Source organism: Aeribacillus sp. FSL K6-2848, assembly GCF_038004325.1.
GTDB classification, from domain to species: Bacteria; Bacillota; Bacilli; order Bacillales; family Aeribacillaceae; genus Aeribacillus; species Aeribacillus composti.
This window is the reverse complement of the sequence record NZ_JBBOQQ010000001.1, coordinates 1,625,935-1,641,233: the sequence shown is the minus strand read 5'-3', so window position 1 is coordinate 1,641,233 and position 15,299 is coordinate 1,625,935. Positions and strand designations below refer to the sequence as shown.

General features: G+C 38.2%; 17 protein-coding genes and 1 pseudogene. 3 read left to right on the top strand and 15 right to left on the bottom strand.

Annotated features, from left to right (window positions below):
- Positions 1 to 26: 26 nt before the first annotated feature.
- From glcT to NSS70_RS08060, 7 genes are all read right to left on the bottom strand, one after another.
- Entirely contained in the window at positions 27 to 866 is an 840-nt protein-coding gene (glcT, locus tag NSS70_RS08090) for a glucose PTS transporter transcription antiterminator GlcT (protein ID WP_063389340.1), read from the bottom strand.
- Between the two features lie 216 nt (positions 867 to 1,082).
- Positions 1,083 to 1,958: a cation diffusion facilitator family transporter gene (locus tag NSS70_RS08085; RefSeq protein ID WP_063389341.1), complete on the bottom strand. Its 876-nt coding sequence runs from the start codon at positions 1,956 to 1,958 to the stop codon at positions 1,083 to 1,085.
- Between the two features lie 251 nt (positions 1,959 to 2,209).
- Entirely contained in the window at positions 2,210 to 2,356 is a 147-nt protein-coding gene (locus NSS70_RS08080; RefSeq protein WP_063389342.1) for a YvrJ family protein, read from the bottom strand.
- Between the two features lie 66 nt (positions 2,357 to 2,422).
- Positions 2,423 to 2,641 carry a DUF2922 domain-containing protein gene (locus NSS70_RS08075; RefSeq protein WP_063389343.1) on the bottom strand — a complete coding sequence of 73 codons (219 nt, stop codon included), beginning with the start codon at positions 2,639 to 2,641 and terminating at the stop codon, positions 2,423 to 2,425.
- 19 nt (positions 2,642 to 2,660) lie between these two features.
- Entirely contained in the window at positions 2,661 to 2,879 is a 219-nt protein-coding gene (locus NSS70_RS08070) for a DUF1659 domain-containing protein (RefSeq protein WP_063389344.1), read from the bottom strand.
- A 360-nt stretch (positions 2,880 to 3,239) separates the two neighbouring features.
- Complete coding sequence (gene pfkA / locus NSS70_RS08065; protein ID WP_066247956.1) at positions 3,240 to 4,199, bottom strand: 6-phosphofructokinase; 960 nt, start codon at positions 4,197 to 4,199, stop codon at positions 3,240 to 3,242.
- Positions 4,200 to 4,295: 96 nt separating this feature from the next.
- The gene (locus tag NSS70_RS08060; RefSeq protein WP_063389346.1) at positions 4,296 to 4,991 is read right to left on the bottom strand and encodes a thermonuclease family protein; all 696 of its coding nucleotides are present in this window, start codon (positions 4,989 to 4,991) and stop codon (positions 4,296 to 4,298) included.
- Positions 4,992 to 5,199: 208 nt separating this feature from the next.
- Here NSS70_RS08060 and NSS70_RS08055 point away from each other — a divergent pair, with 208 nt between their 5' ends.
- Complete coding sequence (locus NSS70_RS08055) at positions 5,200 to 5,421, top strand: hypothetical protein (protein WP_082829436.1); 222 nt, start codon at positions 5,200 to 5,202, stop codon at positions 5,419 to 5,421.
- A 27-nt stretch (positions 5,422 to 5,448) separates the two neighbouring features.
- On the opposite strand, the gene NSS70_RS08050 is transcribed toward NSS70_RS08055, so the two are convergent.
- The 6 genes from NSS70_RS08050 to NSS70_RS08025 all read right to left on the bottom strand — a co-directional run bounded on the left by NSS70_RS08050 (position 5,449) and on the right by NSS70_RS08025 (position 13,474).
- Complete coding sequence (locus tag NSS70_RS08050; protein WP_340882488.1) at positions 5,449 to 7,347, bottom strand: heavy metal translocating P-type ATPase; 1,899 nt, start codon at positions 7,345 to 7,347, stop codon at positions 5,449 to 5,451.
- Between the two features lie 313 nt (positions 7,348 to 7,660).
- Entirely contained in the window at positions 7,661 to 8,209 is a 549-nt protein-coding gene (locus NSS70_RS08045) for a TlpA disulfide reductase family protein (RefSeq protein ID WP_339195041.1), read from the bottom strand.
- A gap of 119 nt (positions 8,210 to 8,328) precedes the next feature.
- Positions 8,329 to 9,654, bottom strand: coding sequence for an oligosaccharide flippase family protein (locus tag NSS70_RS08040; protein ID WP_340881240.1), 1,326 nt, complete (start codon positions 9,652 to 9,654; stop codon positions 8,329 to 8,331).
- 147 nt (positions 9,655 to 9,801) lie between these two features.
- Positions 9,802 to 10,869: a Ger(x)C family spore germination protein gene (locus NSS70_RS08035; protein ID WP_158640196.1), complete on the bottom strand. Its 1,068-nt coding sequence runs from the start codon at positions 10,867 to 10,869 to the stop codon at positions 9,802 to 9,804.
- A gap of 2 nt (positions 10,870 to 10,871) precedes the next feature.
- Complete coding sequence (locus NSS70_RS08030) at positions 10,872 to 11,966, bottom strand: GerAB/ArcD/ProY family transporter (protein ID WP_339199608.1); 1,095 nt, start codon at positions 11,964 to 11,966, stop codon at positions 10,872 to 10,874.
- Positions 11,967 to 11,989: 23 nt separating this feature from the next.
- Complete coding sequence (locus NSS70_RS08025; RefSeq protein ID WP_082829433.1) at positions 11,990 to 13,474, bottom strand: spore germination protein; 1,485 nt, start codon at positions 13,472 to 13,474, stop codon at positions 11,990 to 11,992.
- A gap of 264 nt (positions 13,475 to 13,738) precedes the next feature.
- Here NSS70_RS08025 and NSS70_RS08020 point away from each other — a divergent pair, with 264 nt between their 5' ends.
- Entirely contained in the window at positions 13,739 to 14,248 is a 510-nt protein-coding gene (locus NSS70_RS08020; RefSeq protein WP_063389353.1) for a sigma-70 family RNA polymerase sigma factor, read from the top strand.
- Positions 14,249 to 14,309: 61 nt separating this feature from the next.
- On the opposite strand, the gene NSS70_RS08015 is transcribed toward NSS70_RS08020, so the two are convergent.
- Positions 14,310 to 14,513 carry a hypothetical protein gene (locus NSS70_RS08015; RefSeq protein ID WP_063389456.1) on the bottom strand — a complete coding sequence of 68 codons (204 nt, stop codon included), beginning with the start codon at positions 14,511 to 14,513 and terminating at the stop codon, positions 14,310 to 14,312.
- A 135-nt stretch (positions 14,514 to 14,648) separates the two neighbouring features.
- On the opposite strand from NSS70_RS08015, the gene NSS70_RS08010 reads away from it, so the two are divergent.
- A complete protein-coding gene (locus tag NSS70_RS08010; RefSeq protein WP_063389354.1) occupies positions 14,649 to 14,828 on the top strand; it encodes a YkvS family protein in 180 nt (59 codons plus the stop codon).
- 130 nt (positions 14,829 to 14,958) lie between these two features.
- Here the strand turns inward: NSS70_RS08010 and queF are convergent.
- Positions 14,959 to 15,288, bottom strand: a pseudogene (queF, locus tag NSS70_RS08005) (preQ(1) synthase); the annotation flags it as partial.
- Positions 15,289 to 15,299 lie beyond the last annotated feature (11 nt).

Genomic DNA, 15,299 nt, shown 5'->3' with positions numbered 1-15,299 from the left:
TCGAATCAGTAACACGTGCGCAAAATTTATTCTTTTTTTGCTATTCGATATAAATGCATCGTTAAATAAACAGCTTCTGCTTCATCAATTTGTTTTTTCAATACTTGCTGCATCATTTTAATCATTTTCCATGCAACATTATAGCATAGAGGATATTTTTTTTTCAACAATAAAGCTAATTCTTCTGGTTCTTCCGTTTTTTCCTCTTTGAGAACCCTTTCAATTGTTGCCTGAAGATGCCTTACAAGCCGCAAATAATTAAAGCTTTCTTTATCAAGCTGGATGTTTAAGGAATCTTCTGCAACTTCGATTAACTGAGCAATAAGCTGAGAATGGCGGTTCACTTCAGAAATTGATTTATGCGTTATGGCGCTGTGAATGTGGAGAGCGATGAAACCGATCTCACCTTTGGGCAGCTTGATTTTCAGCTTATCTTCAATAATGGACACCACTTCACTAGCAATATTATATTCTTTCGGATAAAGCACTTCAGTCTCTGATAAAAAAGGGTTTTTGATGTCCATCCCCTGCTCGATCCTCTTAATTGCGAACGTAATATGGTCTGTTAAAGCTATATGAATATGTTCATTCAGAGGAAGTCCGACTTTCTTTGAAATGTGGGCAATACAGTCTGAAACAACTTCTATCATCTTCTCGTTTGTATAAGGAAGAAGTTTTTTATATTGTTCCTGTTCTTGTTCGTTTTTCAGCACAAATATCTTTTCAACTGTTTCGTTGGAAATCAGCTCCCCCCTTTTTTTTCCGAAACCGATTCCTTTTCCAATCAAGACGACTTCCTGAAAGGTGTCGTGGCCAGCTATTAATACATTATTATTCAACACCTTTTTTACTTTAAAGGACCCCATGTTTAAAAAGACGCTCCTTTACCAGAAATCTATATAATCGTACAAAAAAAGAACGGGGAGGTCAATGCATTTTGCACTCAGCAAAAGCAAGAAAAAATTTACAATCGAACACCTAAGACTGGTGGTGAGGCATCTAAAATGGAAATAGAAAATTTAGTTTTTTCATCTTTCTCGGCAGTTCATACTTTCCTTTCCAAAAATGAAGAGTCCGTTTTTTCAACTGTCGCCTTTTAAAGGTTCTATATGTACATGTACGTTCGTAATATTAAATTCTTCCGTCAGCCTTCTTTCCACTTCATCACAAATCGCATGGCTTTCAACGACATTTAAATTAGAATGAACTTTAATGACAACATCAACATATACGGTGCTTCCGACATATCTGGCTTTAATATCTTCAAGCGATTGAACCCCGGGTATATTGTTAATTGTTTCTTTATATTTGTCTAACTCCTTCTCTGAAAATCCGTCCGTTAAGGAATGAACCGCTTCTTTGAAGATATCCCAAGCAGTTTTGCAAATAAGCACTCCGATGATCATCGCAACAACTGTGTCCATCCATGCGATATGAAATTGCGCCGCCAAAATCCCTAGGAATGTTCCGACACTGACATATGCATCGGATCGATTGTCCATAGCTGCTGCCATGAGCGCTTGACTTTTTATTTTTTTCGCAAGTCTTACATTAAATAAATAAACGGAAAACATGACGATTGCTGAGCCGATAGCCGTCCATGCCGCGATCAAATCAGGTGATTCTGTTTTCGGGTTTATGATTGATTTTGCTCCTTCAGTAAGAACTTCAAAACCAACCATGACCATAATCAATGATGCAATTAAAGACGCAATGGTTTCTGCCCGAAAATGTCCATAGTGATGATCTTGGTCAGGAGGACGCTGCGATATTTTTAATCCGACTAAAACCGCGATCGAAGCAATTACATCAGTCCCGTTGTTCAGTCCGTCAGCCATTAAAGCTTCCGAATGAAAAAAATATCCGACCGCTATCTTTACAACGGTCAACAAAATATAGGCTGCAATGCTAATCCATGCTCCCCGTTCACCCTTTTTTAAATTTTGATAAACTTCCACCTTCCACTAACTCCATTCGTTTAGTCTGCCATTTATACTATCAAAAAAACATGTAAAGGTCTATACATACAGATTATTTCCTTGTTACAAAAGGTTTAATATCAAAAGGTTTTTCTGAAATCAAAGCGATCATTCCAATATGGAGATTAGTAAAACAAGGAAAAATATAAATTATTTCATTTTTTTACATTACATTAAAAAAATATAGCAACCAAACTTTTTACAGTTTGATTGCTATCAATCGAGAGAGATTAATTTTCTTTTTGTGTCAAATAAACCGGGATCATTTGAATCGAATGGTTTAGGTCATCAAGCTTGCCTTCAATCCGGTGAAGCAAATAGAGCGTCACAACAATAGGAAAACCGACATCGCTGATAAACGACAGCCAATCGTGCAAACCAATCCCTCCCTTTATGGCATCTGAAATCCGGCCTGTTCCCGAACCGGAAACAGGCCGCTTCCGTCAGCTCATCGTATATTCTGTCACCGTTTGCTCAATAATTCTGGCTCCTTTTTTTGAAACGAGCGAACCCCCAGAAGAAGTAAAAACATTTGATTGAATGATTGTTTCCATAGCTTGACCAATTTGCTCTGCTGTTAATGAATCCTTAGGTTCATCAACATTGATTCTGACTGTCTTTCCTTCCGTATTGGCAAAAAGAAGATCGAGCGATTTAGACATTTTTTCACCCCCAGATTACTTATGCATTAATTTGATGCGTATCGTTTCGTTCCACTTTGGCAAGCGGCATTTTTTGAAGACTGGCAATTGCTTGGGCTGCTCTAAGCAAATCATCTGCACTAGCTGACGTTTTAATATTGCTGTAATTTTTATAGCGATACAGCGGCTTGCCGGAATGATCAAAACCTTCTTCAAAAACAAGACGCAATTGTGATTTGACCGGTTGAACCTCAGCCATTTGCTCGCACCTCCTTTCACCTTCTTTATATAAAGAAATGAAAAAAAAGGGGCAGCAAATATGTAAAAAGGTGAAAAAAGAAATGAAAACGGAGCCCTGTCGCTGCAGACAACGGCTGTTGATGCCGTTTTGACCATTTCCAATAAACGGAATCTCTTTGGTTTCGTCAATATTTTATTTGGATAAAACTAAATTTTAGAGTAATGAATTTCATCAAAATTAAAAAAGCATTTACGAAGTGCTCTCTTTTATTATGAAAGTGGTCAAACCCCATTAAAAAAGGAGACTTCGTAAATGCAAAACTATTGTGTATCACAAAACGGAACGGATGAAAAAATAAAAGAGCGGTGTCCGCTCTTTTTAAATAGAAAGCTGTTTTGACAACGTATATAATTCTCCGATTGGTTCGCTCTTTTCTTTCAATATCTCTTCAATATCATGATCAACGATTTGGTTTTTCTGTATTCCGACTGCTCTTCCGCCTTTTCCTTCTAACAGAAGCTCAACTGCTCTCGCTCCCATTCTGGAAGCAAGAACTCTATCAAATCCAGTTGGAGAGCCGCCGCGCTGAATATGTCCTAATACCGATACTCGCGTCTCAATGCCGTATTTTTCCTTTAAAATATCGGCAAGTTTTGATGCGCTCATAACTCCTTCAGCTAACGCAATAATGGAATGTTTTTTCCCGCGTTCAACACCATGCTCCAACCGCTTGACAATATCATCTAAGTCAAACGATCTTTCAGGGATTAAGATCGTTTCAGCGCCTCCAGCTACTCCTGCCCAAAGCGCTATATCACCAGCATGCCGCCCCATCACTTCGATTATAAAAATCCGCTCATGGGATTGCGCTGTGTCCCTAATTTGGTCCATTGCCCTTACAACCGTATTCAGAGCTGTATCAAATCCGATCGTGAAATCTGTTCCTGGAATATCGTTATCGATCGTTCCAGGCAATCCAATGCAAGGGAAGCCTTTTTCCGTCAGCTTCAAAGCCCCTCGGTATGATCCGTCTCCGCCAATTACAACAAGACCTTCAATTTCAAATGATTTTAATTGTTGAATCGCAAGAAGCTGTCCTTCTTCTGTTTTAAATTGTTCAGAGCGCGACGATTGGAGAATCGTGCCGCCGCGGTGAATAATGTCCCCTACAGAGCCAAGCTCTAATTTTTTTATGTCACCGTTAATTAATCCTTGATATCCATGGTATACTCCATAAACTTCCAACCCATGAAATATCCCTTTTCTTACAACTGCACGTATTCCAGCATTCATCCCCGGAGAATCTCCGCCAGACGTTAATACAGCTATTCGTTTCATTCCATCACCTCATTATGCAGTTCAATAATTGCTGCCATCTCATGTTTTATAAAATGTATTATATCAAAAAATTTTCCCGCTTAAATGATTTTCTCGTTATTCAGCTTTTCGAAATCCGGCTTCTTTTGCTTCCTCCTCTGTACAAAACATCATTTCTGGTTTTGTTATATAATAGTGCCTGCTGCCAGGCATATGGTATATTTTTTCACCTTTTGAATTAATGTTTCCTTTTATGTCGCAGCCCTCTTTTTTGTCGTCTTGTCCAATCTTATCATTAAATCCATCGTTTGTAACATAGTTTTCTATACTCCAGATTCCGATTTCTTTGTGCTGGGCTTTTTTTTGAACATCTAAAAAACGGTCTACATATTTTGTATTTGGCTGATGAACGTATGCGACGCGGGCTAGCCCGTTTTCAAGCAGCATTTCATTAAACATTTGTCCGTTTATATATAAATAAACAAGTAATCTTCCATACTTGTCACGTTCTCTAACGCCAAGCTCTAATTCAACTTTTTTGTCTGACAGCATTTCTTTTGCAAAATTGCTTGCTTCGATTGCAAATGGCTGCACAGGCTTCGTTGGGTGTACAGATTCAGGAGTATCGACAAGAAGAAGTCGGATTGTTTCTTTTTTATTGTTGACGATGACTTTCATCGTATCACCATCGACGACATCAATTACTTTGGCTTCCAACCGATTGTTTACGGCTGAATCATCTTTTTGCCAAAGCTCCCATCCGAAAAATAATGCAAGCAAACCAAAAAATAAAACAATCCATTTTCTCCACATGATGTTCTTCCTCTCTATTGTGTCCATTCAATGAAATATCATTTTAAGCGAAAAGAACATTCATATCAATAAGAAATGTGGAGGATTTTTCACCTTCAAAGTTATTTTAAATGTTGTTTACATTTTTCTCGGAATATTTTATAAATAAAACCATTCTAGTATAATAATAATGGTAAAGCAATCGGGGGAGTTAAGGAGTGTATTTTTTGTGACATTTATCAAAAGAAATATCGTCCCGATCCTCTGCTTGGCGGCATTTTCGTCACCCATAATCGGCATGATGTTAATTGATGTGTATTATTACAGTTCGGTAATCGGGTGGGTGGTTGGATTCATTTTTATTGTAGCTGCATACATAATTGTAACGAAACGACCCGATGACTCTGAACCAAATGACTTTTTAAAAGAAAATAAAAGGCGGATCATATAGCTTAATCCGCCTTGTTATTCTTCTTATTTATGATCTTAATAGCCGCAATCCATTTAAAATGACAAGTATGGTGCTTCCTTCATGGCCAATGACTCCGAACGGCAAGTCAATGACTTGAAGGAAATTAGCACATATGAGAAGGGCGATGACCGATAGAGAAAAGGCAATATTTTGTTTCACAATTTTGTTCATTTTTTGCGACAATTCGATCGCTTTGATCAATTTCGTTAAATCGTTTTTCATTAATACAACATCTGCTGTTTCCAAAGCAACATCCGTTCCCTCCCCCATTGCTATACCGACAGATGCTGTTTTTAAAGCTGGTGCGTCATTGATACCGTCGCCGATCATCGCCGTTACGCCGAATTGTTTATTCAACTGCTTTATTCGGTCAACTTTGCTTTCAGGCAGACATTCACCGTGAAATTCATCAACGGATGCCTCTTTAGCAATGGCTTCAGCTGACGCTTTCGTATCGCCCGTCAGCATCACCGTATAGATGCCTTTGCTTTTCAATTCATCCATCAAATTTTTCATATCAGGTCTAAGTACATCTTTTAAAGCGATGCTTGCGGCAATTCCTTTTTCGTCTTTAACATAAACAACCGTTTTCCCTTGTTTGTATAATTTCTTGGAAACAGAGTTTTGAAATTGTTCAGCCTCTTCTTTTCCGACAAACGCAGCTTTCCCAACGAATATTTTCTGCCCGTTCCAAGAAGCAGAAACTCCAAACCCTGAATGTTCATCCACTGATACCCATTCATCTTTCAGTCCTTTTACATTTTCCTGAATATAAGCTGTAATAGCTTTGGCAAGAGGATGGGAGGATTGCCGCTCAATATTATAAACTGCTTGTAACAGCTCTGTTTTTTCGATGTCTGGGCGTACGATTACGTCCGTGACGATCGGCTCGCCTTTTGTCAAAGTTCCCGTTTTATCAAACGCGACCGCCCGAATTTTATTAAGACGCTCTAAATGTACGCCCCCTTTAAACAAAATGCCGTTTCTTGCCCCGTTAGAAATAGCGGATAACGTCGCCGGCATGATCGAGGCGACGAGCGCGCACGGGGAAGCCACTACCATAAACACCATCGATCTGTAAAAAGCTTCCTGAAAGCTCCAGCCTAATAAAAATGGAGGAGCAAACATCAAAACAGCCACTGCAATAAGCACACCTTTTACATACGTTCCTTCAAATTTTTCAATAAATTGCTGGGACGGAGATTTTTCAGATTGGGCGTTTTGCACCAGTTCAATAATTTTTTGAAAAAGCGTTTCCGATGCTTTTTTCGTTACGCGAACGGTGATCGATCCATTTACGTTTACAGTCCCTGCATACACTTCACTTCCAGGCTCTTTCTCAACCGGGAGGGATTCGCCCGTTATAGCTGATTCATCCACTGTCGTATGACCATTTATGAGCTGGCCATCCACCGGAATGCGGTCCCCGGGCTTCACAATGATCAAATCTCCAATCGATAAAGTGGAAACATGCACTTTTTCTTCCCGTCCATCTACTAAAAGCAGCGCTTCTTCAGGCTGCAATTCCATCAATGAAGAGATCTCCTTGTTTGTTTTGTTCATTGTATACGTTTCTAATGCGCCGCTTAGGGCAAAAATAAAAATTAAAATCGCTCCTTCAAGCCAATGGCCGATTATTGCCGAACCGATAGCAGCAAAAACCATCAGCAGCTCTACATTCAACTTGCCTTCGCGGATCGTTTCTTCAATTCCCTCTTTAGCTTTGGCAAATCCCCCAATAACGAATGCGAAAATAAATAAAATCGTTGATATGATGTTGAAATCATCTATGCTAAGCAGCCAAGCGAAAAAAATGAGAACACCTGACACAATGGCCGCAATCATTTCAACATGCTGTTTCAACCCTTGAAATAATTCCGTATTATGAAACATCTTTGCTTCCATTCTCACTTACAACCTCCTAACTGAGAATAAAATTCAGCTTCACTTCTATTGAATTCCATATGCTATTCTTGGCGACTAGTAAAAAAACTATTAAAATATCAACATCTATATGTATATTATATATCAACAATTATTTTTTTCAAGTAATAATTATATTAATTTTAAATTAATAATTAATATTAATAATTATTATCATTCTCAATCACGGTTTTTTACAGATCAAAAACGTTGGTTGGAAAATCGGTCGATTCATATGTTAAGCATTAAAATTCTATTTTTTAAAAAAGAAAAAGCACAGAAGCTTCGCTGTGCTTTACAAATCGGTTAAACGTTTTAATTGTTCGGTTGTTACGGGACCAATGATTTTTTTAAACACCTGTCCTTGTTCATCGATTATAAAAGTAGTGGGAATGACCATAACCTTGTATAATTTCATGACTTCGCCTTTTTCATCAAAAAGCACAGGAAAATCAAATCCGCTCTTTGATAAAAAAGACTTTACTTCTTCTTTCCCCCCTTCTTCTGAAGTAATGTTAATTCCTAAAAACGCGACGTGCTCAGAATCCGCTTGTTCATAAAAACGTTGAAGCTCAGGCAATTCTTCCTTACATGGAGGGCACCACGTCGTCCAAAAATTGATCACGACCTTTTTCCCTTTAAAATCCGAAAGTTTTACCATCTTGCCGTCAGTTGTTGGCAAAACAAAATTGTTAGCGGGCACTTTCGAATCTTCTTTCGTTATTATTTCTTTCATAGTTGTTTTGCTCGGTGCATTTTCTTGTTTCAAATCGCTCTCTTGACATCCAAAAAACACACATGATATAAGCAGAAAATGAAAAAGCAAGGCAGCTGTTTTTTTCAAAACGCTTCCCCCTTCATGAGAGCACTAATTTTTTCCATTCAATGATGGAAAAATGATGACTTTCGCTATTTCATACTTTATTGCTGCGATAGATCACAGTAGAGACAACCCGGAAAATCTTAATGAACACGTTTTTCCTTCAGCGACCAATAGCCAATGCCGATTTTTTGGCATATTGTCATATAATGCATTAAAAATTGCAGCAATCCTCCTGCATTGAGCCCGATAATAACTCCTGACATTTGCCATTCTGGCTGCGATCCAAGCAAAAAGATGACGACAAACGAGATAAAATGCGCCCAAACCGTATGAAACAAAGCATCCTTTATTAAGTTCAGACCGATCAAATACGCTTGCAGCGGAATGATCAAAAAGTGGGTAAAAAAGTACGGCCATAAAAGCTTTAAAAAAAGTGTTGCAGTAGTTCCGTTGACAAACAAACTTGTAAGCGGCTCAGCAAAAGCAAACATAATCACAATCGCAGGTATTCCGTAAAGCATTGTCATTCCGAGCGATTGCTGCAAAAGCTTCTTTAAAAGTTCCTGGTTTCCTTTAGCAAACGCTTCTGATACAGTTGGGATCAAAATCGTTAACAGTGCATGAGCGATAAACGCGGGAAAAAAGCCGATCGTCATCGCAACTCCGGAAAGCAGACCGAACTGCTCCGTCGCTCCAACCTCCGAAACACCTGCTGCCATTAATGCATATTTGATTAAAAACGGCTGAATCGCATGTGTCATAGAATGAAAAATGCGCAAAATTGTCGTTGGAACAGAGACACGAAATAAACTCCGCCGGATCAAAGCTGTTTTGGATGAAGCGAGCGTGCTTTTTTTTAGTTCTTGCGCCTGATAGACATAAACGGTAAGCAAATAAAGAACAATAACGGCTTCGCTTGCAATAAATGAGCTTAACCCTGCAATGACAGACATTTCAGGAGAAAATTCAAACAGGTTGAACAGCAAAATGAGCAGAATAAGCTGAACAAGCTTGCGAAATCCATTTGCAAATGCAATTTTCCCCATTTGCTGCGTGCCCATTAAATAGCCTCTAGCAATAGAGGAAAAAGAAATCATCGGAACAAGCAGTACAAATAAAACCGTAACGGAAGGATGATAGCTTTTTAGCGGCGGAAGAGCAGGAAACAGCAAAAAAACAATTAAGCTGAAGCAAATGCTGATCCACAAAGTTAGGCGAAAAGCATATTTCAACATTGGCCAATGGTACGGCTTTTCAGTTTCCGCCACATATTTTGAAATAGATATCGGCAATTCAAAGCTTGCTAACACGATAATGAAAAACATAATAGGCATGATCGACATATAGTGGCCGATGCCTTCTTCACCAAGTTCCCGCGTCAATACCATGTTAATCATAAAATCAAAGCATTCCCCTAGAAACGAAGCAACGATTAAAAGCAGAGCTCCCTTAAAAAAAGTTTTCATTTTTCCTCCCTCTTTTCTTATTTCATGCATATGAGACAAGTTCAAAAACATGACAGAGGATCGGAAGAGGGAGGAAAATTTTTAGTCAGCCTTTGTTATTTCGGTTTCTCGTTTCATTGGCAAAACGAAGCAATCAAATATTTAGAATTATTGCACCACACCAGTTTCAGTAATTTTTACATCCGCATGCACATCGACTTCCATCTTTGAATAAATATCCCTCCAATTTTTCACTTTTCTTAAACCTCTCGCATGGCTTAAAATTTCTTCTCCTAATCCAACCGGATCAATGTTTTTCTCTTTAAACATATCGATCATCTCCATACTGTTCTTCACAATTTCCTTTTCAAACGCTTTTTCAGCTTTTTTTAAGATTTCCGGACGAACAGTCCCTTCCGAATATTCGCGTAGATACCCTTCAATTTCCAGCTCTATCGTTAAATGGAACGGATTTTTTTCATCGATGTTCGCTCTTCTTTTCGAACGGATGCTTTCTATAGATGCTTTATTTCCATCATCCATTGTGATCGTATGAATTCCTTTAACATATCGATCGGAAAGAAGCTTAAAATAAAAAAGCTGATCATTTTCGATTTCGCCAACCATTTTGTCCTTTTGAAACAAGGCAAGTCCAGTTATTTTGACATGGTCGTTTTTCTTTTCTAATAAAGGTAAAGAAGGGTCTTTTCCTTTCATGCGAAAGTTGCGCAAATATGTGTGTAAATTGATAATCGGCAAATTTTCCCGGTGCATATTATGCTCCACTAAATTACGAAAGTACGTGGCAGTCCCCTGTTGTCCATATTTTCCTTCCAGCAAATTTTTCGCTTCACCTTTGCAGACCGCTAAAATAACCTTTGAACCGACGCTTGCATCTCGTTCAAGCGAGTCGACATATTTTTCAATTCCCTGTTTTGCTACGTCTTCACTGTAAAGAGCAAATTGCAATTTTCCATAAACTAGAGGGGCTGGCGACTCCTTTTGCAAATCGGAAATCAGATCCCTGCTTAAATCTGATTCGACCGTCATCACCTTGCTGTCGACCGGCTGCTCCTTTTTATATTCAGGAGCAACAATGGTTCCTTTAATTTTATTGCCTTCGCCGACATCGTATCCAATAACCATCACTAAATTGACATCATCAATAATTTCTTTATCCAGACATCCATAAAGCATCAGCATGAACAACATAATGAAGGAGAGAATTTTCCACATGTTTATGTTCTCCTTTTCCATAAATCCCGTACAAACGTAATGAGGTATAAAACCGGAATATAGCAAAATACAATACCAAGAGCATACGTATTGATGATCTTATTTAATAATTGAATATCTTCTTTATCAACAATGACATTGACTATAAAAAACATGACGACCAGAACAGAAATGATTGCCTTCTTTTCTGTTATTCCAAAAATTTCTGTTATACCTCTTTTGGCGCTCCACAACATGACGCAAATATTCGGCAAGATGACGAGAGACCAGGAAGCAATACCGATATATTCGAATCTTTCAACAAAAGGAAGTTCAACAATTTTCCACATCGCTAGCGTCGCCCATTTATTGCGCAATATTTCTTCTTCCGCAGAATAATAAACGATCGAAACAATCATGATGATGATATAGGAACAGGTTGTAAATAAACTTCCAATATGAGCCCATTTTTGGGATTTGTCAATATTTTTGACAAAGGGGTAATACAAAAAAAGAGTTTCAAACCCAATAACAGTTATGACCATCTGCATCGTTCCCATGAAAATTTCCTGAGGTGAATGATCCATAATTAGCAAGAGGTGCTGAAGATCTGCAAAACGAGTCGGGAAAATTAAAAATGTAAGAAAAATCCAAAGCGGCAGAACCACTCCAAAAAAAGCAAATCCGGTTACTACCCGAAATCCACCGTTAAAAATGTAATAAAGCAATCCCATAAAAATCGCGGTATAAATCCAAATATTTAAATCTTCAAACATCCACACCTTCAAAATTTCAATATATCCTATTAATATGGCGCAGCTTCCAAGAAAAAAATAGATGATCCAGACAATGTTCAATCCATTGCCGACCCATTTTCCAAACAAATCGTGCTGCAGTGTCATTAAGCTTCCGCTTGAACGTTTCAAAATTTGATAGATCATCCAAATGTACAGATGAACAATAAGACCGATCAAAATAACTGAAATCCATGAATCATGTCCCGCATACTTGACGACATTTTTTTGAAAACCTAATACACCGATGCCGAATTGAGTGCTGTGCACTAAATAAAAAACGAGCGGTGCGGAAACTTTATGACGTTCTGCTATTTGCGCCAAGTTGGATTCCTCCTCTTCCGCTGTTATTCATCAATATCTTTATTTTCCCTCGATTTCTCTTCATCCATTCGCTTCGGCTGCTCCGTCCGCAGCTGTTTCGGACGTTCATTCATCATTGAAAACGGCATACGCAGGAATGCATCCTTTAAATCGGAAATTCTCGGAGGATAGATTGGTTCCAAAAAAGGACGTCCGAGAGAAGTTAATCGTAAAAGATGGGTCGCTAAAAAACAAAAGCATAAAACGATTCCTAAAAGACCGTACATTTCGGCAAACATGAGAAATGGAAAACGCAAAAGCCTGATCGTATTGCCCATTTTATAGACAGGTGTTGTAAATGATGCTAATGCAGCAAGCGCTACAATGATGAGCAAAATATTGCTTGTTAAACCTGCTTCCACACTAGCTGTTCCGATTACAATCCCCCCGACGATGCCGATCGTTTGTCCAACCTTTGTCGGCAGCCGGGCGCCCGCCTCACGCAGCAATTCGATCGTTCCTTCCAAAAACAGCGCCTCTAAAAAAGGCGGAACTGGGACCTCCCTTCTGGATGTGACAAAATTGTTTAGTAAATCAGTTGGAATTAACTCATAATGATAATTTAAAACAGCTACATAAATCGGTGTTGCCAATATGGAAAAGGAGACAGCAAACAGGCGGATAATACGGAAAAAGGAAGACAAAATCCAATTTAAAAAATAATCTTCAAACGATGCGAAAAATTCGACAAGAGTTGTCGGACCGATTAATACATGGGGAGAGCCGTCCACAATGACCGCTATTTTCCCTTCCGCCAAAATGGAAACTACACGGTCCGGTCTTTCCGTATCCAACAGCTGAGGAAAGGGAGAATTATGATTGTCAGAGATCATTTCCGTAATGTACGAACTATCATTCACTTGATCAATTTGGATATTAGAAATTCTTTGCCAAACCGTAAATACATTTTCCTCATCCGCTATGCCTTCTATATAGATGATCGCTAATCTCGTTTGCGTCAGCCTGCCAATTTTTAAAGTCCGAATGCGCAGCTCTTCAATCGGCAATCGTTTTCGAATTAAATTAATATTGGATTCAATGGACTCAACAAACGCCTCTTTCGGACCGATGACCGTAAATTCCACTTCCGGGAGTGTAACTTCTCTAGCTTTGTTTAATTTTGCATTAACGAGCAAGCACGGAGATCCATATTCGCTTAGCGAAATCATAACAAAGCCTTCCAAAAGCTTTTCCTTCATTAAATCCGTATCAATGGTTAAAAAAATATCTTTGACCGGTAAAATGTTTTTTAGTTCTTCTAATGACTGCCAATATTTTGAGTGAATCGGCTTTAAAATGTTTTCATTTAATATATTTACATCCACTAACGTTTCAAAATATGAAATCCAATATTTGATATGGCTTGTATTGACGTCATATTGAATAAAATCAGTAGAACTGCGGAAGACAGCAAACAATTTTTCAATTGAATCTTTTCTTTTCCAATTTTGCTTATACATTCGGCTCATTCATCCCACCTCTTTCCATTATTTTTTCAAGCCATCTTTTTATTTATTCAATTAAATTTCTTCTATAGAAATAAGGAGGAAAATGGTGAAAACGGAGGAGGCTGAAACGAAATAATTGTATTTTCCTATATAGAAAATTGAATTTCCCAGACAATTGGACGCGTATCATCTAAATCATGATGATTCGCTCAAATGATTTACACCGTTTACGATTGTATTACCGCGGAAAAAAAAAGAGCGCGCTCTTTGAAAGGATGCGCACACGTGGAAAAGAATCAATCATTTGAGGAGATGCTAACTGCTTTTCGCCCTTTAATTTTTCACATTATGAAAACTTTAAATATTTATACAGACCAAGACGAGTTTTTTCAAATAGCAGCGATCGCCCTCTGGAAAGCAAGCATCAATTATGACGAACAGAAAGGACGGTTTGCCACTTATGCTTATGCAACGATAAAAGGCTCGCTCATGACAGAATTAAGGAAAAAACAAACATATAAAGAAAGGCATGTTCTTCATGCGAATGACATAATAGCTGCTAAATTGGAATTTTTTCCATATACAGACATTGAAGCAAGAGATTTATATGAACGGATTGCCCCCGCTTTATCAGATGCTCAACGAATTTGGTTTACCATGTATTTTTTTGAAGGAAAAACTCAGAAGGAAATTGCAGAGGAGCTAAATGTCACAGTCAACAAAGTAAAAAATTGGAGAAAAGGAGCATTAAAAAAATTGAAGAAATATGCCGTAAAGGCACGGGAAGAACAGTGAACAGTCTTTAATAGCAGTTTTTAAGGGGAAGATGTGCCAAAAATTAAGAAGCTGACATCGGTCAGCTTCTTGGATCTTTTGTATATCGGTAAACAATGCTGCCACCGCGTTTTGCTGTTCCATGAAAATGTTTAAAATCTTCCCTTTCGATCAGCACTTTGCGAAACGCCATAAAATCTTCCTTTGATACACAATATTCTTCCAGTTCTCCATCACGAAGCTTGTTTAAAATGTCTTGTATCTCTTGATTTGTCAACTCGACCATCTCCTTTTCTATGAAAAACAGTCTACCGAGCAATGGAAACTTTTTACCTATTTTTTTGCGATTGTCCAAAAAAACTTTACAATTCTAAAGAAATCATGCAAAATATTTGAAAATCCATAAAAAAGGAGAGAACAAATGAAAATTGCTGAAGTTGGAGATGTTATTGAATTTAAAGACGGTCTCAAAGGAATTGTCGAAAAAGTAAATGAAAATTCCGTCATCGTCGATCTTACGTACATGGAAAACTTTCGGGAAATGGATCTGGAACAAAAAACAGTAGTTAATCATAAAAACTATAAAATTGTCGGAAAGTAAAACGGAGAATTGAATGCTCCGTTTTACTTTTTCTTATATCAAAGAGTTTAGTGCCATTTCAAGAATTTTTTACAATTAACGCAAGTTTCGGCAGGTTCTTTTATCAAAAAAACTCCTCAAGCGACTTGCTTTATCGGTTGTCCACTTTTTCCGGGTACAAATCATGGTTCATCATACGATACTCCGCCATTTTCTCGTATTTTGTTCCAGGACGTCCCCAATTGACATAAGGATCAATAGAAATACCGCCGCGCGGCGTAAATTTTCCCCATACTTCGATGTAGCGGGGCTCCATGATCTTGATTAAATCATTCATGATAATATTAACACAGTCCTCATGGAAATCGCCGTGGTTGCGGAAGCTGAACAAATAAAGCTTCAGCGACTTGCTTTCCACACATTTTTTGTCTGGAATATAGCTGATATAAATGGTCGCGAAGTCCGGTTGTCCGGTGATTGGCCTCTGTTTTT